Consider the following 20929-nt stretch of genomic DNA (forward strand, 5'->3'; position numbering starts at 1 on the left):
CCTGCGGGGATCCCTCCCCCCCACCCCCCCGATGTGGTGTTGGGTGCGTCAGACGCACCGAACGCCACATTGGGTGCGTGGGACGCAACCAACGCCACATTGGGGCGCTCGGGCTCAGGCTTCGAGGGCCCAGCGGACGTAGCGCGTCTTCGGCACGAAGCCGGCCTTCTCGAAGACTCCGGACGCTCCGGACGGGCTTGCCGAGTCGACGACCAGACTCGCCTGGTCGTAGCCCTGCTCCGCCGCCGCGCGCAACGCGTGCGCCAGCAGCGCCGAGGCGACCCCGTGCTTCCGGTGCTCCCGCAGCGTCCCGACGACCATGAAGTGCGCGTCGCGGATTCCGGTCGCCTCGGTGTCGGCGTCCCACGACATCGTCACCAGCAGGGCCGCCGGCGCCCCGGTCGCGTCGCGGAGCAGGAAGCTGACCTCCGGCCGGAACGTCTGGTTGGTGATCTTGTTCCGCCACAGGTCGGCGGGCATCGGCACCGCACCCCAGACGTCCTCGAACGCCTCGTTCCGGACCCGCCGGAAGTCCTCGTCCGTCTCGGCCGACCACGGCTCGATCCGCGGCTCGTCCACCGGCGCCACGTCCCCGAGCGGGTGCTCCATGCGCTGGAAGTACCGGGCCGGCGTGAAGCCCTGGGACCGCATCAGCTCGGCGAGCCCGGCGATGTGCTCGGGCCGGTGGACGTCCACCGCGAGCCGCCGCCCCGGGTGGTGCCGGGCGTGCAGCACCTTCGCCGCCGCGACCCCGGCCTCGACGAGCGTGGTGCCGACACCCCGGCGGCGGTGGGCCGGGTGGACCCCGCCGTCCAGGAAGACCCGGTGGACCTCGTCGGCGGACGGCTTGTAGCGGAGCTTCATGTAGCCGATCATCGCGTCGCCGTCGAAGGCCGCGAGGCTCCCGCGCTCCAGGTCCGCGTAGGGGTCGGCCAGCTCGGTGAGGGTGTCCTCGGCGGTGTAGTGCTCGCCGATCCGGTCGACGGTTTCGACGGCGTTGAGGAGGTCGGCCGACGCCTGGGCGTCGTCGCGGGTGAGCGGCCGCCAGGTCAGGGAAGATGATCGTCCGGGCATACCGGCGACGCTAGCCGGGCCCGCGCGGGCTGTCGCCCGGTTTCCCGGCGGGCGCGAGCGCGCCGTGATCATGAGGGCCTTCTAGACTCGTCCCCGATGTTCCAGCCACGTGAATCCTCCCCGCTCCCGCCGGGGGCCGGCCGATGAAGCTCGTCTTCGCCGGCACCCCCGAGCCGGCCGTCCCCGCGCTGCGCGCACTGCTCGACTCCGGCCGCCACGAGGTCGTCGCCGTCGTCACCCGGCCCGACGCCCAGGCCGGCCGCGGCCGCCGGGTCGTCCGTTCCCCGGTCGGCGCCCTCGCCGACGAGCACGGCATCGAGGTCCTGACGCCCGCGCGCGCCGGCGACCCGGCCTTCCTCGCCCGGCTGGCCGAGCTGGCGCCGGACGCCTGCCCGGTCGTCGCCTACGGTGCGTTGCTGCCGCAGGCCGCCCTCGACATCCCCCGCCTCGGCTGGGTGAACCTGCACTTCTCGCTGCTGCCCGCGTGGCGGGGCGCGGCGCCGGTGCAGGCCGCGATCCGCGCCGGCGACGAGATCACCGGCGCGTCGACCTTCCGGATCGTCAAGGAGCTGGATGCGGGTCCGGTCTTCGGCGTCGTCACCGAGACCATCGGCGGGACCGACACGGCGGGCAGCCTGCTCGGGCGGCTGTCGGAGTCCGGCGCCAAGCTGCTGCTGTCCACCATGGACGGTCTGGCCGACGGCAGCCTCGTCGCGCGCGAGCAGCCCGCCGAGGGCCTCAGCTACGCGCCGAAGGTGACCGTCGAGGACGCGCGCGTGTCCTTCGCCGACCCGGCCTCGGCGGTCGACCGCCAGATCCGGTCGGTCACCCCGGACCCGGGCGCGTGGGCGGAGTTCCGCGGCGAGCGGTTCAAGCTCGGCCCGGTGACGGTGGTCGACGAGCCCGGCCCGCCGCCGGGGGAGATCGTGGTCGAACGCAAGCGGGTGCTGGTCGGCACGGCGACGAAGCCACTGCGGCTCGGCGACGTCCAGGCACCCGGCAAGAAACGGATGGCGGCCACCGACTGGGCCCGCGGAACCAGGATCGACCAGGGAGAACGCCTCCGGTGAACGACAACAGGGAACGCCGGCCGTCACGGCCGATGCGGGGCCGCCCGGCACCGCGCAAGGAAGGCCCGCGCCGCCCGCCGGAGGTGGACCCGGCCCGCCAAGCCGCGTTCGACGTCCTGCGCGCGGTCCGGGAGAAGGACGCCTACGCCAACCTCGTCCTGCCGGACCTGCTGCGCGAGCGGCGGATCGGCGGCCGGGACGCGGCGCTGGCGACCGAGCTCGCGTACGGCACGTCGCGGGCCCAGGGCCTGCTCGACGCCGTCATCGAGTCGTGCGCCGAGCGGCCGCTGGCCAAGACCGACCCGGTGGTGCTGGACGCGCTGCGCCTCGGCGTCTACCAGCTGCTGCGCACCCGCATCCCGGAGCACGCCGCCGTGACGTCCACAGTGGACCTCGTGCGGGCCGAAGCCGGTTCGTGGGCCACCGGTTTCGCGAACGCCATCATGCGCAAGGTGTCCGAAAAGGACGAAGCGGCCTGGCTGGACGAGGTCGCACCGGACGAGGCCACCGACCCGATCGGGGCCTTCGCGCTGCGCACCGCGCACCCGCGCTGGATCGCCCGCTCGTTCGCCGAAGCGCTGGGGGACAAGGGCGAGGGCCTCAAGGCCGCGCTCGAAGCCGACGACGCGCGGCCCGAGGTGCACCTCGTCGCCCGGCCCGGCGAGATCAGCGCCGACGAGCTGGCGGCGATCACCGGCGGCGACCCGGCGCCGTACTCGCCCTACGGCGTCCGGCTGCCCGCGGGCGCGGGTGACCCGGGCGACGCCGAGCCGATCCGCGAGCGGCTGGCCGCGGTGCAGGACGAGGGCAGCCAGCTGTGCGCGATCGCCGCGACGAAGGTGCCCGTCGAGGGCACCGACGAGCGCTGGCTCGACCTCTGCGCCGGCCCCGGCGGCAAGGCGGCGCTGCTCGGCGCGCTGGCCGCGTTGAGCGGGGCGACCGTGGACGCCGTCGAGAAGGCGCCGCACCGCGCGAAGCTCGTCGAGAAGGCCACGACCGGGCTGCCGGTGAAGGTGCACGTCGCCGACGGGCGCGAAAGCGGCCTGGAGCCGGGCTACGACCGGATCCTGGTCGACGCGCCGTGCAGCGGGCTGGGCGCGTTGCGGCGGCGGCCCGAGGCGCGCTGGCGGCGGCAGCCGTCCGACGTCGCGGACCTGACGAAGCTGCAGGGCGAGCTGATCACCGCGGCGTACGCGCTGCTGCGGCCGGGCGGCGCGCTCACGTACGTCGTCTGCTCGCCGCACCTGGCCGAGACCGAAGGCGTGCTGACGGAGACGGCCCGGCGCCTCAAGGCCGAAGTAGTGGACTCGCGGGAGTTCTTCCCCGGCGTGCCGGAACTCGGTGACGGGCCGTACGTGCAGCTCTGGCCGCACCGCCACGGCACCGACGCGATGTTCTGCGCCGTGCTGCGCAAACCGTGAGGGAGCTCGGGCTGGTCGCCGGCTCGTGCGGCGGGCTGGACACCCGGTTCGCCGCCGAGCTGGTCCGGCCCGCCGCCGAGCGCGGCTGGCGCCCGGCGATCACCCTGACGCCGACCGCGATGCGCTGGCTGGAGTCGACGGGCGCCCTCGCCGACGTCGCCGCGGCCACCGACCTGCCGGTCCGCAGCGTCTCGCGGCTGCCGGGGGAGCCGCGGCCGCACCCGGACCCGGCGGTGTTCCTCTTCGCGCCGGCGTCGGCCAACTCGGTGGCCAAGCTGGCGCTCGGCATCGCGGACAACCAGGCGCTGACCGTGCTCGGCGACGTCCTCGGCGCACCCGGCGTCACGATCGTCGTCGCCTACCAGATCCAGGACACCCGGGTGCACCACCCGGCGTGGCAGCGCCACCTCGACACCCTCGCGGGCGCCGGGGTGACGCTGCACCGGCTCGACATCGGCCGCCCGTGGACCGAGGCCCTCGACCTGCTGCCCTGAGCGGCTCGTTTCTTTGCGCGGCAAGCTTCCTTGCGCAGCAAGCTTCTTCGAGCGGCCCGCGGGGGCGCCCCCCGTTTTCCACGTTACCCGTGGGCACCGACAGTTCCGGGCCGCGCGCGGCACACGCGGCCCGGCGCACCGCTCGCGAACGGCGAACTCCGGTCGTGGGCGGCACGGGCGATCGCGGCGCATGACCGCGGCGCATGACCGCGGCGCACGACCGCGGTCCGCGACTGCGTCCCACGAACGCGCCCCACGAACGTCGGCGTTCCCGGCCTACCTCCGGGCCAGCGCCACCTCGAACGCCGTTTCGGTGTCCGCCCGCACGGTGTCGGGGAGGGGATCCTCGTTGGCCGACACGGTGGCGCCGCGGCCGCCGTCGAGAGCGCCGGCGAGCGTGGCGAAACCGAAGATGTCGCCGCCGTGGCCCCAGTAGCGCGTGCCGTCCGGCAGCGTCCGGTGGAACAGCCCGAGGCCGTAGTCCGTGCCGGCTCCGCCCGGCACCGGGACCGTGCGCTGCATCTCGGCGAGCTGCGCGGGGCGCAGCAGACGGCCGCCGAGCAGCGCGGTGTAGAACGTGTCGAGGTCCCGGCCGGTCGACACGAGCGCACCCGCGGCGCCGGCGATCGACGGGTCGAACTCGGTGAAGTCGAGCAGCTTCTCCTCGCCCGGCACGTACCCGCGCGCGTGCGGCACGGGCAGCAGTTCCTCGCCGCGCCCCGGCAGGGAGGTGCCGCGCAGGCCCAGCGGCCGGGTGATCCGGTGGGTGATCTCGGCGGCGACACTGTGCCGCGTGACCTTTTCGACGAGCATCCCGGCGACGATGTAGTTGGTGTTCGAGTAGGACCACGAGCTGCCGGGTGCGAACAGCGGCGGGTGGTGCATCGCCAGGGCGACGAGTTCGCCGGGTTCGGCCCCGCGGTGGCGCAGCGACTCGAGGTCGCCCGTCGCCAGCAGGTCGTCGGTGTAGCTGTAGAGCCCGCTGGTGTGCTGCAGCAGCTGCCGCACGGTGATCGTGCGGCCGTCGTTGCCGTTCCCGGCGATCAGCCCGGGCAGGTAGCGCTCGATCGGCGCGTCGAGGTCGACCTTCCCCTCGGCGACCAGCTGGAGCACCACGGTCGCGACGAACGTCTTCGTGATGCTCCCCGCGCGGAACTTCGCGTTCCGCGGGTACGGCGTCCCGGTGGTGACGTCGCCGGTGCCGCTGCGCGTCTCGGTGACGCGCCCGTGGTCGGTGACGACGGCCTCGGCGCCGGGCGCGCCGCCCTGGACGGTGACCCGGTCGAGCGCCCGCTGCAGCGGGTTGGTGGTGGTGGCGAGCGCGGGTGCCGCCGTGGTCGCCGCGAGGAGCGCGACGAGTGTGCCGCAAGCGACGATTCGCTTGCCGTGCAAGGATTTCCGCATGAAAGAACCCCCTGGTGTCTCGGTGCTCCCAACCTAGGGAGCCGAGCCACCAGGGGGCATGGGGCAAGCCGCCGGAAACCTCCGGGGGCCAGCCCTACCACCCGGCAAGGGCCGTGAATGTCGCATTGAGGGACTCTGAGTCCCTCAATGCGACATTCACTGCTTTACGCGGGGTCAGCGCAGGCGCAGGGCCCGCTTCAGCGTGCCGAACAGGTCGGTCTGGTTGGTCAGGCCGACGATGTTGGCCGCCTGCGGGCCCATGGCCGCGATGCGGACCTGGGTACCCGTGTGCGACTGCGAGCCGCCGGGCTCCGCGGTGCCGTACGCGAGGGTCATGTTCGCGCCCTCGTTGGTGATCAGCGTGGCGGTCAGGCCGGGGGTGGCGGCCGGCTCGACGATCTGGCTGCTGTGGCCGTGGTCGGCGGTCACCAGCACCAGCGTGTCGGGGTGGCTGCGGGCGAACGCCGTGCCCGCCGCGATCGCCGCGTCGAAGTCGACCGTCTCGCCGATCTGGCCGCACGGGTCGGCCGCGTGGTCCTGCTTGTCGATGCTGGCGCCCTCGACCTGCAGGAAGAAGCCCTTGTCCGAGTGGCGGTCGTCGAGCAGTTCCAGGGCCTTGCGGGTCTGGTCGGCCAGCTTCGGCTGGGTCTTCGGCAGCGCCGGGTTGGGGGTGCAGCGCGCCGGCGCCGTGCCGCCGTGGACCGCCGCCGGGCCGGTCCAGTTCACCGGCATGTTCCCGTCGGCGAACAGGCCGAGGACCGGCTTGCCCTTCTTCGCCGCCGCCAGGCCCGCGGCGGTGTTGACGACGTTGTAGCCGGCCGCCTTGGCCTGGTCCAGCACCGTTTTGCCGGCGAACTTCCCGGCCGTGACCTTCTGGTTGAAGTACTTCGCGCCGCCGCCGAGCAGGACGTCGGGGCGGGTCTGGACGAGCTGCTCGGCGATCGAGCCGGCGCCGCCGTTCTCCTTGGCGTTGACCGCGCACTTGGCGGTCGTCTCGACCGGGCCCTTGCAGTCGCGGCCGACGACGTGCGCGCCGAGCACGGCCGGGGTGGCGTCCTGGACCTCGGCGGTAGTGACGTCGCCGGTGCGCAGGCCGCCGCGCTTGGCCAGCTCGAGGATCGTCGGCACGGGGTTGCCGTACGCGTCCACGGAGATGGCGCCGTTGTAGGTCTTGACGCCGGTGGCCCAGCCGGTGCCGGACGCGGCCGAGTCGGTCACGTAGTTCGGCTTGCCGGGGTTGTTCTGCTCCACGGCGTAGGTGGTGTAGTCGCCGGTCAGCGGCAGCTCGTCCATCGCGAGCCGGCCGGCGGCGCCGCGCTCGTAGTTGCGCGCCGACGTGATCTCCGACTGGCCCATGCCGTCACCGAGGAACAGGATGACGTTGCGGGCACTGCCGCCCTGGATCGCGGAGCGGACGTCGGTGGTGCGGTCACCGGTTCCGGCCGACGAGCGCGCGTTGTCGCTGTCGGCACTGCCGGAACCGCTGGTGGCCAGGGCGACCGGGGCGGCGGCGACCAGCGCGGCGCCGAGCGCGCCCGCGACCAGCCACCGGCGGCGGCCGGTGAGCAGCGAAGCCATGTTTCTCCTCTTCGGGGACTTCGGGAGGTAGGAGTCCGGATTCCGGACACGGGTTATTAGTCCCTTTGCATGTGTGCCGAGGAGGGACGGCGGGTGAGCGCCGGGTGACCACCGGCCGAACTCATGGCTTCCCGGAGGTGACCGGGAACACGCCGGTCATCGGCCGGTGAGGTGGCCGGGCGCGACGAGGCCCGATTCGTACGCCATGACCACCGCCTGGCTGCGGTTGGCCGCGCCGAGCTTGCCGAGGATGTTGCCCACGTGGGTCTTCACGGTCTCGAGGCTGATCACGAGCGCGGCCGCGATGTCGGCGTTGGACAGTCCGGTGGCGATCAGCCGCAGCACCTCGGCCTCGCGCCGGGTGAGCGTCTTCGCGGCCCGCGCGTACTTCCCGCCGGGCGGCCGTCCGCTCACCAGCCGCCGGATCGACTCCGGGAACAGCAGCGACTCGCCGGCGGCGACGGTCCGCACGGCGTGCGCGATCTCCTCCTTGCGTGCCCGCTTCAGGATGAACCCGCTCGCCCCGGCCAGCAGCGCCTCGTGCACGTAGTCGTCGTTGTCGAACGTCGTGACCACGAGGACCTTCGGCGGCTCGGTCAGCTCCGCGAGGAGCCGGCGGGTCGCCTCGATGCCGTCCGTGCCCGGCATCCGGACGTCCATCAGCACGACGTCCGGATGCGTGCGGCGCACCGCGGGCAGCACCTCGGCGCCGTCGGCCACCTCGCCGACGACCGGCAGGCCCTGCTGCTCCAGCAGCGCCCGCAGGCCGGTGCGGACCAGCGGCTCGTCGTCGGCCAGGAGCACGGTGGGCGTCACGTGCCCGCCCGCAGCGGGATGGTCGCGCGCAGCTGCCACCGCTCGCCGTCCGGACCCGCGTCGAGCTCGCCGCGCAGCGCCTCGACGCGCTCGGCGAGCCCGGCCAGCCCGCGCCGCCCGGGCCGCGGCGCCACGCCGGGCAGGGCGTTGAGGACGGCGATCGCCAGGCGCTCGGCCCCGGCCTCGACGCGGACGTCGACCGCGCCCGGGCCGGCGTGACGCAGCGCGTTCGTCAGGCCTTCCTGGACGATCCGGTAGCCCTCGCGCGACACCGTGGCGGGCAGCGCGCCGACCGGCCCGGTGACGGTCAGCCGGACGTCGAGCCCGGCGTCGCGGGCGCGCAGGGCGAGGACATCGACTTCGGCGAGCGTGCGCGCCGGCTCCTTGGCCGCGGGTTCTTCGCGGAGCAGGCCGAGGACGTGGTCGAGGTCCTCGAGGGCGGTTCGAGACGCTTCTTCGATCGTGCCGAGTGCGCGGCGCACCTGGGCCGGGTCGGCCTCGACCAGGTCGGCGGCGGCCGCCGCCTGGATGGTCGACGTCGTCAGCGTGTGGCCGATCGAGTCGTGCAGCTCGCGGGCCAGCCGGTTGCGCCGGGCGAGCACGGCGGCCCGGCGTTCGGCCAGCGCCACGCGTTCGGCCGCCGACGGACCCAGCAGCGCTTGCGCGCCGGCCCGGAACCCGCGGGTGGCGGCGGCCGCGAGCAGCAGCGCGGCCACGAGCATGACCAGCGCGACCGGCACCGTCCAGGGCCCGGCCTCGGTGGTCGCGCCGAAGAACGAGAACTGCCCCTGGTCGCCGTTCAGCCACATCGCCGGCACGAGGACGCCGAGCAGCAGCACGCCTTCGACCATGAGCAGCAGCCCGCCCAGCGCGCCGTGCAGCACCAGCCAGGCGGCCGAGCGCAGCCGGTCCGGCCAGGCGGGCCGGGCACGTCCCGGTGCGGGCAGGTCGGTCCCGAGCATGGCGTTGGCCACGGCCACGCCGAAGCGCCGCGTGGGCCCGGCCAGCCCCGCGAGCCCCAGCACGAGGGCGACCACGGCCAGCGCGAGCACGAAGTGCAGCTGAGGCGGGCCCGGGAGGAGCGCCACGACGAGGGCGAAGGGGAACGCGGGCAGCGTCAGGGCGGTCCCCAGCAGGGCGTAGGGCACGCTGAGGTAGCCGCCGGGACGCAGCAGGGAACGGGGGAAACCGGACATGACGCCGAGGTTATGGGGGACCGGGCCCCGGGTGCTTCCCCCTCCGGAGCCAGATCCTGGTCGTACGCCAGATCCGTCACAACCGGTTAGCAGTCGTTAGCGCGCTCCTCCTACACTCGGGACGTGGCAGACCGACCCCTGATCGCCCCCAGCATCCTGTCCGCGGACTTCGCCCGGCTCGGCGAGGAGATCGCCGCCGTGGCCGGCACCGGTGACAACCGCGCCGACTGGGTGCACGTAGACGTCATGGACGCGCACTTCGTGCCCAACCTCACCCTGGGCCTGCCCGTGGTCAAGGCGCTGCTCAAGAGCACCGACGTGCCGATCGACTGCCACCTGATGATCGACGACCCGGACCGCTGGGCGGTCGGCTACGCCGAGGCCGGCGCCTACAACGTCACCGTGCACGCCGAGGCCGCGAAGGACCCGGTCGCGCTGGCCAAGAACCTGCGCGCCGCCGGCGCCAAGGCCGGCCTCTCGCTGAAGCCGGGCACCGCGCTCGAGCCGTGGCTCGACGCGCTCAAGCACTACGACACGCTGCTGGTCATGTCGGTCGAGCCGGGCTTCGGCGGGCAGTCGTTCATCGCCGACGTCCTGGAGAAGGTCCGCACGGCGCGGCGGCTGGTCGACACCGGGCACCTGAAGCTGGTCGTCGAGATCGACGGCGGGATCAACGCCGAGACCATCGAGCAGGCCGCCGAGGCGGGCGTCGACTGCTTCGTCGCCGGGTCCGCCGTCTACGGCGCCGGCGATCCGGGCAAAGCGGTCGCCGCGCTGCGCGAGCAGGCGGCCCGCGGCCGGGCCGGCTGATCCGCGGCGGCACCGGAGAAGCCACCGGGCCGCGGCGGGTGTTGGATGGGGAGGACCGGCTCACAAGGAGGCAGGACGTGTTCACCGGCATTGTCGAGGAGATCGGCGAGGTCACCTCGGTCGAGCAGCTGACCAACGCGGCACGGCTGCGGGTCCGCGGCCCGCTGGTCACCAGCGACGCCGGGCACGGCGACTCCATCGCGGTCAGCGGGGTGTGCCTCACCGTCGTCGAAGTGGCGGGCGGCGAGTTCACCGTCGACGTCGTGCACGAGACGCTGCAGCGCTCCAGCCTGGCCAAGGTCGCGGTCGGCGACCGGGTCAACCTGGAACGCGCGACCCCGGCGGGCGGCCGGCTCGGCGGGCACATCATGCAGGGCCACGTCGACGGGACCGGCGTGTTCCTGTCCCGCGACGAGGACGGCGTGACGACGTTCGCGCTGCCCGCGCACCTGGCCCGGTACGTGGTCGAGAAGGGGTCGATCGCGGTCGACGGGATCTCCCTCACCGTCGCCGCCGTCACCGACGACCGGTTCAAGGTGGCGCTCATCCCGACCACCCTCGAGGCGACCACCCTCGGCGGCCGGGAGGCGGGCGACCTGGTGAACCTCGAGGTCGACGTGGTCGCGAAGTACGTGGAAAAGCTGGCCGAGGCACACATCCGCGACCAGGTGCACAATCGGGACGGCGGCACGGAGGAGCGGTCATGAGTGAAGCGAGTGCGGCAGAGCCCGAAGCGGGCTGGACGCCCTGCGGCACCGGGGCGGTGTTCGACGCCGACGCCATCGAGCGGGCGATCGCGGACATCGCGGCGGGGCGCGCGGTCGTCGTGGTCGACGACGAAGACCGCGAGAACGAGGGCGACCTCATCTTCGCGGCGGAGAAGGCGACGCCGGAGCTGCTGGCGTTCATGGTCCGCTACACCTCGGGCTACGTCTGCGTGGCGCTGACCGAGGCCGAGGCCGACCGGCTGGACCTGCCGCCGATGTACCACACGAACCAGGACGCGCGGGGCACCGCGTACAGCGTCACGGTCGACGCCGCCGAGGGCATCAGCACCGGCATCTCCGCCGCCGACCGCGCGCACACGACCCGGCTGCTGGCCGACCCGGCGTCGACCGCGAAGGACTTCCGCCGCCCCGGTCACGTCGTGCCGCTGCGCGCGAAGGAGGGCGGCGTGCTGCGCCGGCCCGGGCACACCGAGGCGTCGGTCGACCTGGCCCGGATGGCCGGGCTCGCGCCGGCGGGTGTGCTCTGCGAGATCGTGTCGCAGAAGGAAGAGGGCGACATGGCCCGCCGCGACGAGCTCGAGGTGTTCGCCGCCGACCACGACCTGGCGATCATCACCATCGCCGACCTCATCGCCTACCGCCGTCGCACCGAGAAGCAGGTCGAGCGCGTCGCCGAGGCCCGGATCCCGCTCTCCGCGGGCACGTTCCGCGCGGTCGGCTACGACTCCCTCCTGGACGGCATCGAGCACGTCGCGTTCGTCTACGGCGAGATCGGCGACGGCCAGGACATCCTGGTCCGCGTCCACTCCGAGTGCTTGACCGGCGACGTCTTCGGCTCCCTGCGCTGCGACTGCGGCCCCCAGCTGGAGGCGGCCCTGGAAGCGGTCGCCGCCGAGGGCCGCGGCGTCGTGCTCTACATCCGCGGTCACGAAGGCCGCGGCATCGGCCTGCTGCACAAGCTGCAGGCCTACCAGCTGCAGGACGACGGCGCGGACACGGTGGACGCGAACCTCGCCCTCGGGGTCCCGGCCGACGCCCGCGACTACGGCACCGGCGCGCAGATCCTGTGCGACCTCGGCGTCCGCACCATGCGGCTGCTGTCGAACAACCCGGCCAAGCGGATCGGCCTGGAGGGCTACGGCCTGCGCGTCACCGGGCGCGTGCCGCTGCCGATCTCGCCGAACCCGGAGAACCTGCGCTACCTGCGGACCAAGCGCGACCGGATGGGGCACGACCTCGCCCAGCTGGAGCACTACGACCAGGTCGGCGCGGGGACCGAGCACCCCGACGGAGGAAAGCTGTGAGCGGCGAAGGCCGTCCTGACGTTTCGCTGGACCTGACCGGCTGCAAGTCGCTCAAGCTCGGCATCGTGGCGACGCGGTGGAACGCGGACATCACCGACGTCCTGCTGGAGCGCGCCCTGTTCGCGGCGCGTGAGGCGGAGCTGGAGGAGGAGCCGACCGTGGTCCACGTCGCGGGCGCGGTCGAGCTCCCGGTGGTGGCGCAGGCGCTGGCCCGCAACCACGACGCGGTGGTCGCGCTGGGTGTGGTCATCCGCGGCGGCACCCCGCACTTCGAGTACGTGTGCGACGCGGTGACGGCGGGCCTGACCCGGGTGGCCCTGGACGAGAGCACTCCGGTCGGCAACGGCGTCCTGACGTGCGACACGCACGAGCAGGCTGTCGACCGCTCGGGCCGTCCGGGCTCGAAGGAGGACAAGGGCTACGAAGCGACTGTCGCGGCCTTGGACTCCGCGCATGTGCTGCGGAGCCTGCGCCAGCCGTGGACCGAGCGGGGTTTCGTGTGACCGTGAAGACTCTCCTGGTGATCCGCCCGCGGCGTGCGCTGATCATGTGCAGCGTGCTGGCGGTGGCGCTGCTGGCGGTGTTCGTGGTGGTGGCGGTGTTGCTGCGCAACGGCAACACGGGAGTCCACTTCCAGCGCTCCGACCAGGCGGCGATGATCGGCATCGGCATTTTGCTGGCATGCGGCGTGATGCTGTTCGCGATCGCCCGGGTACGCGCGGACTCCGAGGGCATCGAGGTCCGGAACGTGCTGATGACCCGGCGGTTCGCGTGGGACGAGGTGCTTTCGGTGAGCTTCCCGGACGGCGCGTCGTGGGCGCGGCTGGAGCTGCCGGAGGACGAGTACCACGCGGTGATGGCGGTGCAGGCGGTGGATCGGGACCGGGCGGTGGAAGCGGTGCGAGCGCTGCGAAAACTGCACCGCGCAGCCACCGGCGGCTGATCTCCGCCCCAAGGTGGCCTTCGGTGCGTCTGACGCACCCAGGGCGGCCTTCGGTGCGTTGGACGCAACCAAGGCCACATTGGGGCGCTCGAAGGCCGGCGGTCAGAGGTCCAGGTCGACCACGATCGGGGCGTGGTCCGACGGACCCTTCCCCTTCCGCGCGTTCCGGTCCACATAGGAATCCGTCACCGCGCCGGAGAACGCGGCGTTCCCGTACACCAGATCGATCCGCATCCCCTTGTTGTTCGGGAAGTTCCCCGCCCGGTAGTCCCAGTACGTGAACGGGTGGTCGTACTTCAACGGCCGGGGGAACACGTCCGACAATCCCAGGTCCCGTAGCCGGGCCAAGGCTTCCCGCTCCGGCTTCGTCACGTGCGTCGACTCGGCGAACAGCGCGATGTCCCAGACGTCCGCGTCCGTCGGGGCCACGTTGAAGTCCCCGAGCACCGCGAACGGCCCGTCCGACGAAAGCTCCGACGCCACGAGCGACCGCAAAGCCTCCAGCCACTCCAGTTTGTACGCGTAGTGCGGGTTGGCCGGCTCGCGCCCGTTCGGCACGTACACCGACCACACCCGCACGCCCCCACACGTCGCGCCGATCGCACGCGCCTCGGCAGCTCCGTCGAACTGCGGCTCGCCCGGCAGGCCTCGCACCACGTCGGACAGGCCGACCCGGGACACGATCCCGACGCCGTTCCACTGCCCGAGCCCGTACGCCGCCACCTCGTACCCCAGCGCCTCGATCTCGGCGGCCGGGAACTTCTCCGTCGTGCTCTTCAGCTCCTGCAGGCACAGCACGTCCGGTGCCGTCTTTTCCAAGAAGTCCAGCACACGCGGCAGGCGGGGGACGATGGAGTTCACGTTCCAGGTGACGATCCGCATGCCCGCGAGCATCCCACACCCCACCGACAAGAACGGGGCGGCGCCGGAGCGCCGCCCCGCTGGAACGAACCTCAGACGCCCGCGGTCGTCCGGATCCAGGACCGGCTCGAAGCCACGCTCGCGTAGTTGTTGGTGCCGCGCGTGTTCGTGCCGCTCTGGTTCTGGACCGTCGACGCGACGCCGACCTGCACGCCGCCCGACACCTGCGGCCCGCCCGAGTCTCCCTTCCACGCCGACCCGTTGATCCCGACGCTCTGGATCGCGCGGCCGCCGTACGCGTCCGTCGACCGGCCGGTCACCTGGACGTTCGCCGTCTTCAGCGCCGACGCCGGCGGGCCGGTCGGGGTGGTGCGGCCCCAGCCGTAGAGCTGGTTGGTGCTGCCCGCCGACGGGTCGGCGCTGCCCAGCCTGATCGGCGCCGCGCCGGTCGCCGACGCCAGGTGCAGGAGCGCGATGTCGCCGTCGGGGGACTCGTACTCGCCGTCGACCGCGATCTGCGTGCCGGAGAACAGCGTGTTGCTGCCGACCTTGACGTGCATGCCCGAGCCGTCCTGGTCGAGGCAGTGCACCGCCGTCATGACCCAGCGCGCGGCGATCACCGTGCCCGAGCAGTTGAAGCCTTCGAAGTCACGGCCGGGGGTGTTCACGTACACCTGGGCGCCCCACGACACGGTGGGTGCGGTGGTGCCGCCGACGATGTTCGGCTGGACGCCGGCGGAGGCGACGGCGCCACCCGCGAGGGTCAGCGCGACGGCGGCCGCCGAAGCGGCACCCAAAACACGGAGAGAGCTCACGGTGGGGATCCTTTCGGACGGGGGCCGGATCGGCCGGTCGGAAAGTAACCACCGCGTCACCCGGGGCGACACCTACCGAAGTCGGAACCGGGCGAACACCCTACCTCCGGCGGGGCGGGCAGCGCGGGCGCGGCCGCGGCAGACCGGGGGGCGGCGGGGACTGTCGGTGGTGGCCCATAAGCTGGGGGAGTGGCTGACCCGACCACCTACCGACCCGCTCCGGGAAGCATCCCGGAGGCCCCTGGCGTGTACAAGTTCCGCGACGCGACCAAGCGGGTCATCTACGTCGGCAAGGCGAAAAGCCTGCGCGGCAGGCTGAACTCGTACTTCGCCGACCTCTCCGGCCTGCACCCGCGCACGCGCCAGATGGTCACCACGGCCGCGAGCGTCGAGTGGACCGTCGTCACCACCGAGGTCGAGGCGCTCCAGCTCGAGTACAACTGGATCAAGGAGTTCGACCCCCGGTTCAACGTCCGCTACCGCGACGACAAGAGCTACCCCATGCTCGCGGTGACGCTGAACGAGGAGTTCCCCCGCCTGCACGTCTACCGCGGCGCGCGCAAGAAGGGCGTCCGGTACTTCGGCCCGTACGCGCACGCGTGGGCCATCCGCGAGACGCTCGACCTGCTGCTGCGCGTCTTCCCGGCGCGCACCTGCTCGGCCGGGGTGTTCCGGCGGCACGGCCAGATCGGCAGGCCATGCCTGCTCGGCTACATCGACAAGTGCTCGGCGCCGTGCGTCGGCCGCGTCTCGGCCGGCGAGCACCGTGACATCGTCGAGGACTTCTGTGATTTTCTCGCCGGCAAGACCGACGTCATGATCAAACGCCTCGAAGCCGAGATGGCCGCCGCGTCCGAAGACCTCGAGTTCGAGCGCGCCGCCCGGCTGCGCGACGACCTCGGCGCGCTGCGCCGCGCCATGGAGAAGCAGGCCGTGGTGCTCGGCGACGGCACGGACGCCGACGTCGTGGCGTTCGCCCACGACGACCTCGAGGCCGCCGTCCAGGTCTTCCACGTGCGCGGCGGCCGGGTCCGCGGCCAGCGCGGCTGGGTGATCGACAAGGCCGAGGAGATGGACGTCCCCGCCCTGGTCGACCACTTCCTCACCCAGTTCTACGGCGACGAAGCCGAGTTCGACGCCCGCGACGACGTCGATGCCGGCCCGGTCGTCCCGCGCGAGGTGCTGGTGCCGGAGCTGCCCGCGGACGCCGACGCGGTCGCGGAGTGGCTCACCGGGCTGCGCGGCTCGCGGGTCCAGCTGCGGGTCCCGCAGCGCGGCGACAAGAAGGCGCTGGCCGAGACCGTGCAGCGCAACGCGGGGGAGGCGTTCACCCAGCACAAGCTGCGCCGCGCCGGCGACCTCACGGCACGCTCGGCGGCCCTCACCGAGCTGCAGGAGTTCCTGGCCCTCGACACCGCGCCGCTGCGCATCGAGTGCATCGACATCAGCCACATCCAGGGCAGCGACGTCGTGGCGTCGCTGGTCGTGTTCGAGGACGGTCTGGCGCGCAAGTCCGAGTACCGGCGCTTCGCCCTGCGGGAAGCGGCCACGGAGGGGGATGTCGCCTCGATCGCCGAGGTCGTCCGGCGCCGGTTCTACCGCTACCTCAAGGAAACCGCCGAGGAGTCGAGCACGCCCGGCCTCGACCCGGAGACCGGCCGGCCGAAGAAGTTCGCCTACCCGCCGAACCTGCTGGTCGTCGACGGCGCGGGCCCGCAGGCCACCGCGGCCGCGGACGTGCTGGCCGAGCTCGGCATCACCGACATCTCGGTGATCGGGCTGGCGAAACGGCTCGAAGAGGTGTGGCTGCCCGCCGACCCCGACCCGGTGATCCTGCCGCGGACCTCGGAGGGGCTGTACCTGCTCCAGCGGCTGCGTGACGAGGCCCACCGGTTCGCCATCGCCTACCACCGCGAGAAGCGCTCCAAGCGCCTGGTGACGTCCGAATTGGACAGTGTGCCCGGGCTGGGGCAGGCTCGCCGCACCGCCCTGATCAAGCACTTCGGCTCGGTGAAGAAGCTCAAGCAGGCCAGGATCGAAGAGATCGAGGCGGTGCCCGGCTTCGGCAGGCGCACCGCGGAGGCCGTGGTCGCCGCGCTGGCCGGGGAGTCCGGCGCGAGCAACGGCACAGAGCAGGGGAGTAGGGAAACACAGTGAGTGCGCAAGAAGAAATCCGCGGGTCCGGCATGGAGGTCGCGGTCGTGTCCGGGCTGTCCGGGGCGGGCCGCAGCACGGCGGCCAAGTGCCTGGAGGACCTGGGCTGGTTCGTCGTCGACAACCTGCCCCCGGAGCTGATCGCCACGATGGTCGAGCTGGGCGCGCAGGCGCGCGGCGCGATCACGAAGGTGGCGGTGGTGATGGACGTGCGCTCGCGCGCGTTCACCGACGACCTGGCCTCGGTCATCAAGGACCTGGACGCCCGCGGCTACAAGCCGCGCGTGCTGTTCCTGGAGGCGACCGACGCGGTGCTGGTGCGGCGCTTCGAAGCCGTCCGCCGCGGCCACCCGATGCAGGGTGACGGCCGGCTCGCCGACGGCATCACGGCGGAGCGGACCCTGCTGGAGCCGCTGCGCGAAGAGGCCGACCTGGTGCTCGACACGTCGTCGCTGTCGGTGCACGACCTGCGCGCCAAGATCGAGGACGCGTTCGGTTCCGAGGCGAGCACCCAGACCCGCGTCACCGTGCTGTCGTTCGGCTACAAGTACGGCCTGCCGATGGACGCCGACCTGGTGATGGACGTCCGGTTCCTGCCGAACCCGTTCTGGATCCCGGAGCTGCGCGAACACACGGGCCTCGACGGCGAGGTCCGCAACTACGTCCTCTCGCAGGAAGGCGCGGAGGAGTTCCTCGACCGCTACCACCAGCTGCTGCGGCTGATCGGCGCCGGCTACAAGCGCGAGGGCAAGCGGTACCTGACGCTCGCCGTCGGCTGCACCGGCGGCAAGCACCGCAGCGTGGCGCTGTCCGTGGAGCTCGCCCAGCGTCTGTCCAAAGAGGACGGTATGGCCGTGAAGGTGGTGCACCGCGACCTTGGTCGTGAATAACGTGCGCGCGGTCGCCCTCGGGGGCGGCCACGGTCTGCACGCCACGTTGTCCGCGGTGCGGCGGGTGACCCCCGACGTGACCGCGATCGTCACCGTGGCCGACGACGGCGGGTCGTCCGGCCGGCTGCGCCGCGAACTCGGGCTGCTGCCGCCGGGCGACCTCCGGCAGGCCTTCGCCGCGTTCGCCGCGGAAGACGGCGGCACGCTGTGGGCCGAGGTCTTCCAGCACCGCTTCGGCGGTGACGGCGCGCTGGCCGGGCACGCGGTGGGGAACCTGCTGCTGGCCGGGCTGTTCGAGGTGCTCGGCGACCCGGTGGCGGCGCTCGACGAGGCGTGCCGGCTGATGGGCGTCTCGGGTCGCGTGCTGCCGATGTCGCCGGAACCCCTGGAGATCGTAGGCCAGGTCAGCGGCCTCGACAGCGAAAACCCGGACGCTCTGCGCACGATCCGCGGGCAGGTCGCGGTGGCGACCACACCCGGGCAGGTGCAGCGCGTCAGCCTGCGTTCGCCGGGCGGCTCGGGGCGGCCGCCACTGGCGTGCGAGGAAGCGGTGGAAGCGGTGCTCGGCGCCGACGTCGTCTTCCTCGGCCCGGGCTCGTGGTTCACGAGCGTTTTACCTCACCTGCTCGTGCCCGGCCTGCACGACGCGCTCGTGAAGACCACCGCGACGAAGGTGCTCGTGCTCAACCTTGTCCCCCAGCCGGGGGAAACCGCGGGATTCTCCCCGGAGCGGCACCTGGACGTACTCTTCGAGCACGCGCCCGATCTGCGGGTGGACGCGGTGATCGCGGACCGCGATTCCGTGCCCGACCCGGCGAATCTCCGGCGCGCGGCGGAACGGCTCGGCGGGCGCGCACACCTGGGGGCGGTGGGCGACCCGGAAGTGGCGGGACGGCATGATCCTGATGCGCTCGCGCGATGCATGCGGGAGGCTCTCGGTCTCGGCAGGGGCGGGGAGCACGGGGGAGGAGCGAAAGGCAGGGAGGGGCAGTAATGGCGATGACCGCCGCGGTGAAGGACGAACTGAGCCGGCTGGAGATCACGAAGATCGGGCCGCGCCGGGCGGAGGTCGCGTCGCTGCTTCGCTTCGCCGGCGGGCTGCACATCGTGGCCGGCCGGGTGGTCGTGGAGGCGGAGCTGGACACGGGCTCGGTCGCCCGGCGGCTGCGCAAGGAGATCCACGAGCTCTACGGCCACCATTCGGACGTCCACGTCATCACCGCCAGCGGCGGCCTGCGCAAGGGCACCCGGTACGTCGTGCGCGTGGTCAAGGACGGTGAGGGCCTGGCCCGCCAGACCGGGCTGATCGACCAGCGCGGCCGCCCGGTGCGCGGGCTGCCCGCGGCCGTGGTGTCCGGGGGAGTGGCCGACGCGGAGGCGGCGTGGCGGGGCGCGTTCCTCGCCCACGGGTCCCTGACGGAACCGGGCCGCTCGTCGTCCCTGGAAGTGACGTGCCCCGGCCCGGAGGCGGCACTGGCGCTCGTCGGCGCGGCGCGCCGGATGGGCATCCAGGCGAAGTCGCGCGAAGTCCGCGGCGCCGACCGCGTGGTGGTCCGCGACGGCGACGCGATCGGCGCGCTGCTGACCCGCCTGGGCGCGCACACGAGCGTCCTGCAGTGGGAGGAACGCCGCATGCGCCGCGAGGTCCGCGCGACGGCGAACCGCCTGGCCAACTTCGACGACGCGAACCTGCGCCGCTCGGCCCGCGCGGCGGTGGCGGCGGCGGCCCGCGTGGAGCGTGCCCTGGAAATCCTCGGCGACACGGCCCCGGACCACCTGCTGGCGGCGGGCAAGCTGCGCCTGTCGAACCGGCAGGCGTCCCTGGAGGAGCTGGGTCAGCTGTCGGACCCGCAGATGACGAAGGACGCGGTGGCCGGGCGCATCCGCCGGCTGCTGGCGATGGCGGACAAGCGGGCCAAGGACCTGAACATCCCGGACACCGAGTCCGCGGTCACGCCGGAGATGCTCGAAGAAGAAGACGCCTGACGAGGTCCCGCAGCCACGGTTCGGCGATCGCGGGCTCCCGGGTCAGCACCCGGACGAACCGCTCCCGCACGGCGGGCGTGCGGCCCGCTTCGACGATCGCGACCGCCTCGGCCAGCGCCGCCCGGGTGCGCTCGTCGCGGCCCGGGGAGCGGACCCCTTCATCAGCCCACCGGTCGCGGGAGAACGAGCGGGTCAGCTTGGGCTGGTAGTCGGCCAGATAGCTGAACAGGCCCGCGTGGACGGCGACGTTCCGGATCGTCAGGTCCCGCGCCCAGCCGGCGTGCTGCTGCCACCGGTGGGTGTTCGGGCTGGTGTGCGTGCGCCGGGTCAGGCCGGCGATCCGGACCCGGCGGCGGACGGCGGCCCAGTCGGCGCGTTCGTCGGCGGCCCAGTCGCGCAGGATGTCCAGCAGCTGCCGCAGCGTCCGGCCCGTCGACACGACGTCGACGAACACGACGGGCCGGGACCCGCGGCCGAGCGCGGCCGGGCTCAGTCCGTGCGCGGTCAGGTTGGCGCGCAGCTGCGCGACTTCGGCCGGGTGGAGCCGGCCGTGCGGCCAGCCGTCGACGGACGCGGTGGACAACGGCAGCAGGTGCAGCCGCCCCGGGTCCGGCAGGGCCCCGCCGAGCAGGTCGAACACGGAGTCGACGGACCGGCCGACGAAGTACAGCTCACCGTCCTCGGACCGCGCGAGCACCTTGGCGGCACAGTCGATCAGCTCGTCGAGGAACCACAGATCCGGCTCGGGAAGGCCGTCGAGCAGGGAGCCGAGGTGGTCGGGCCGCACGAGGTCCCAGCGGAAGGGCCGGTTCGGTTCGATCACGCGGGCATCGCGCGTTCGTACTCGGCCATCAGCTCCGCCAAGCGGTCCGGCCCGGCCGCGCCACCGCCGGGGACGTCGCGCGACGAGGTCCCGGCCGGACCGTCGAGAGCGGGCAGCGCACAGCCACCGCGGCGGGCGAGGACGGCCGCCGTCGTCACGAACCCTTCGAGCAGTGCGCGGGTGATCGGGTGTGAGGTCGCGCGGTACTCGGCGACGAGTGCGCCGACGAACTCCGCGAAGACCGCGCCGTCGATCGGGTGGTCGTCGGGGTCGCCGGGTGTCACGCCGATCCCGGACGGCCGCCCGGCCGGCGTGACCAGAGCGTCGGCCAGGCGTGCGAACAGCCGCCCGGGCCCGTTCGAGGGGGTCCAGACGTCCTGGCCGTCGATGCTGAAGCACTGGCTCATCGGCGCCGAGCCTAGAACGCACGCCGCCGCCGGTCAGCCGGTTTTCCGCCGGTGCGGTTAACGGGATCGGTGCCGCCGGGGCGATCTCGTAACACCGCGGTAGCACCGGGGAGCGGCCGCCGAAACGCGGCGCGTCGAACCTCGGGATGGATACG

21 protein-coding genes are annotated in these 20929 nt (G+C 73.0%); 12 read left to right on the forward strand and 9 right to left on the reverse strand.

Annotated features, from left to right (window positions below):
- Positions 1-114: 114 nt before the first annotated feature.
- Complete coding sequence (locus ACZ4TR_RS26265) at positions 115-1074, reverse strand: GNAT family N-acetyltransferase (protein ID WP_465289435.1); 960 nt, start codon at positions 1072-1074, stop codon at positions 115-117.
- Positions 1075-1217: 143 nt separating this feature from the next.
- On the opposite strand from ACZ4TR_RS26265, the gene fmt reads away from it, so the two are divergent.
- The 3 genes from fmt to ACZ4TR_RS26280 are packed head-to-tail and all read left to right on the forward strand — an operon-like array spanning position 1218 to position 4059.
- A complete protein-coding gene (gene fmt / locus ACZ4TR_RS26270; RefSeq protein WP_465289436.1) occupies positions 1218-2144 on the forward strand; it encodes a methionyl-tRNA formyltransferase in 927 nt (308 codons plus the stop codon).
- Complete coding sequence (locus ACZ4TR_RS26275; RefSeq protein WP_364518883.1) at positions 2141-3565, forward strand: RsmB/NOP family class I SAM-dependent RNA methyltransferase; 1425 nt, start codon at positions 2141-2143, stop codon at positions 3563-3565. Before fmt ends, ACZ4TR_RS26275 begins: the two co-directional genes overlap by 4 nt.
- Positions 3562-4059, forward strand: a complete 498-nt coding sequence (locus tag ACZ4TR_RS26280) for a flavoprotein (RefSeq protein ID WP_465289437.1) — start codon at positions 3562-3564, stop codon at positions 4057-4059. Before ACZ4TR_RS26275 ends, ACZ4TR_RS26280 begins: the two co-directional genes overlap by 4 nt.
- A gap of 276 nt (positions 4060-4335) precedes the next feature.
- Here the strand turns inward: ACZ4TR_RS26280 and ACZ4TR_RS26285 are convergent, their stop codons facing one another.
- The 4 genes from ACZ4TR_RS26285 to ACZ4TR_RS26300 form a co-directional block, all read right to left on the reverse strand.
- Positions 4336-5463, reverse strand: a complete 1128-nt coding sequence (locus tag ACZ4TR_RS26285) for a serine hydrolase domain-containing protein (RefSeq protein WP_465289438.1) — start codon at positions 5461-5463, stop codon at positions 4336-4338.
- A 174-nt stretch (positions 5464-5637) separates the two neighbouring features.
- Positions 5638-7041 (reverse strand): alkaline phosphatase, encoded by a 1404-nt coding sequence (gene phoA, locus ACZ4TR_RS26290; protein ID WP_465289439.1) that lies wholly within the window; start codon positions 7039-7041, stop codon positions 5638-5640.
- A gap of 156 nt (positions 7042-7197) precedes the next feature.
- Entirely contained in the window at positions 7198-7857 is a 660-nt protein-coding gene (locus ACZ4TR_RS26295; RefSeq protein WP_465289440.1) for a response regulator transcription factor, read from the reverse strand.
- Entirely contained in the window at positions 7854-9053 is a 1200-nt protein-coding gene (locus tag ACZ4TR_RS26300; RefSeq protein WP_465289441.1) for a sensor histidine kinase, read from the reverse strand. Before ACZ4TR_RS26300 ends, ACZ4TR_RS26295 begins: the two co-directional genes overlap by 4 nt.
- 138 nt (positions 9054-9191) lie before the next feature.
- On the opposite strand from ACZ4TR_RS26300, the gene rpe reads away from it, so the two are divergent.
- The 5 genes from rpe (at position 9192) to ACZ4TR_RS26325 (ending at position 12838) form a co-directional block, all read left to right on the forward strand.
- On the forward strand, positions 9192-9863 hold the full coding sequence (gene rpe, locus ACZ4TR_RS26305) for a ribulose-phosphate 3-epimerase (protein WP_364518958.1): 672 nt from the start codon (positions 9192-9194) through the stop codon (positions 9861-9863).
- 77 nt (positions 9864-9940) lie between these two features.
- Positions 9941-10570 (forward strand): riboflavin synthase, encoded by a 630-nt coding sequence (locus ACZ4TR_RS26310; protein ID WP_364518897.1) that lies wholly within the window; start codon positions 9941-9943, stop codon positions 10568-10570.
- A complete protein-coding gene (locus ACZ4TR_RS26315) occupies positions 10567-11895 on the forward strand; it encodes a bifunctional 3,4-dihydroxy-2-butanone-4-phosphate synthase/GTP cyclohydrolase II (RefSeq protein ID WP_465289442.1) in 1329 nt (442 codons plus the stop codon). The genes ACZ4TR_RS26310 and ACZ4TR_RS26315 overlap by 4 nt, the downstream gene beginning before the upstream one ends.
- On the forward strand, positions 11892-12398 hold the full coding sequence (gene ribH / locus ACZ4TR_RS26320) for a 6,7-dimethyl-8-ribityllumazine synthase (protein ID WP_364518900.1): 507 nt from the start codon (positions 11892-11894) through the stop codon (positions 12396-12398). The genes ACZ4TR_RS26315 and ribH overlap by 4 nt, the downstream gene beginning before the upstream one ends.
- Entirely contained in the window at positions 12395-12838 is a 444-nt protein-coding gene (locus ACZ4TR_RS26325) for a PH domain-containing protein (protein WP_364518902.1), read from the forward strand. The genes ribH and ACZ4TR_RS26325 overlap by 4 nt, the downstream gene beginning before the upstream one ends.
- A 102-nt stretch (positions 12839-12940) precedes the next feature.
- Here the strand turns inward: ACZ4TR_RS26325 and ACZ4TR_RS26330 are convergent, their stop codons facing one another.
- On the reverse strand, positions 12941-13720 hold the full coding sequence (locus ACZ4TR_RS26330) for an exodeoxyribonuclease III (RefSeq protein ID WP_465289443.1): 780 nt from the start codon (positions 13718-13720) through the stop codon (positions 12941-12943).
- 71 nt (positions 13721-13791) lie between these two features.
- Positions 13792-14514 carry a S1 family peptidase gene (locus ACZ4TR_RS26335; RefSeq protein WP_465289444.1) on the reverse strand — a complete coding sequence of 241 codons (723 nt, stop codon included), beginning with the start codon at positions 14512-14514 and terminating at the stop codon, positions 13792-13794.
- 189 nt (positions 14515-14703) lie between these two features.
- Here ACZ4TR_RS26335 and uvrC point away from each other — a divergent pair, with 189 nt between their 5' ends.
- From uvrC to whiA, 4 genes are read left to right on the forward strand one after another with little or no spacing between them, the layout of a single operon-like run.
- Positions 14704-16671, forward strand: coding sequence for an excinuclease ABC subunit UvrC (gene uvrC / locus ACZ4TR_RS26340; protein ID WP_465289445.1), 1968 nt, complete (start codon positions 14704-14706; stop codon positions 16669-16671).
- A 29-nt stretch (positions 16672-16700) separates the two neighbouring features.
- A complete protein-coding gene (gene rapZ, locus ACZ4TR_RS26345) occupies positions 16701-17558 on the forward strand; it encodes an RNase adapter RapZ (RefSeq protein ID WP_003101350.1) in 858 nt (285 codons plus the stop codon).
- A 1-nt stretch (position 17559) separates the two neighbouring features.
- Entirely contained in the window at positions 17560-18552 is a 993-nt protein-coding gene (locus tag ACZ4TR_RS26350; protein ID WP_364518909.1) for a gluconeogenesis factor YvcK family protein, read from the forward strand.
- On the forward strand, positions 18552-19544 hold the full coding sequence (gene whiA / locus ACZ4TR_RS26355; protein WP_086671216.1) for a DNA-binding protein WhiA: 993 nt from the start codon (positions 18552-18554) through the stop codon (positions 19542-19544). The genes ACZ4TR_RS26350 and whiA overlap by 1 nt, the downstream gene beginning before the upstream one ends.
- Here the strand turns inward: whiA and ACZ4TR_RS26360 are convergent.
- Both ACZ4TR_RS26360 and ACZ4TR_RS26365 read right to left on the reverse strand, forming a co-directional pair.
- On the reverse strand, positions 19510-20367 hold the full coding sequence (locus ACZ4TR_RS26360) for a hypothetical protein (RefSeq protein WP_465289446.1): 858 nt from the start codon (positions 20365-20367) through the stop codon (positions 19510-19512). The two genes, whiA and ACZ4TR_RS26360, sit on opposite strands and share 35 nt — an antisense overlap.
- A complete protein-coding gene (locus ACZ4TR_RS26365) occupies positions 20364-20774 on the reverse strand; it encodes a DUF6086 family protein (protein ID WP_465289447.1) in 411 nt (136 codons plus the stop codon). The genes ACZ4TR_RS26360 and ACZ4TR_RS26365 overlap by 4 nt, the downstream gene beginning before the upstream one ends.
- Between the last annotated feature and the right edge of the window lie 155 nt (positions 20775-20929).

It is taken from the genome of Amycolatopsis sp. NPDC028719, assembly GCF_055565395.1.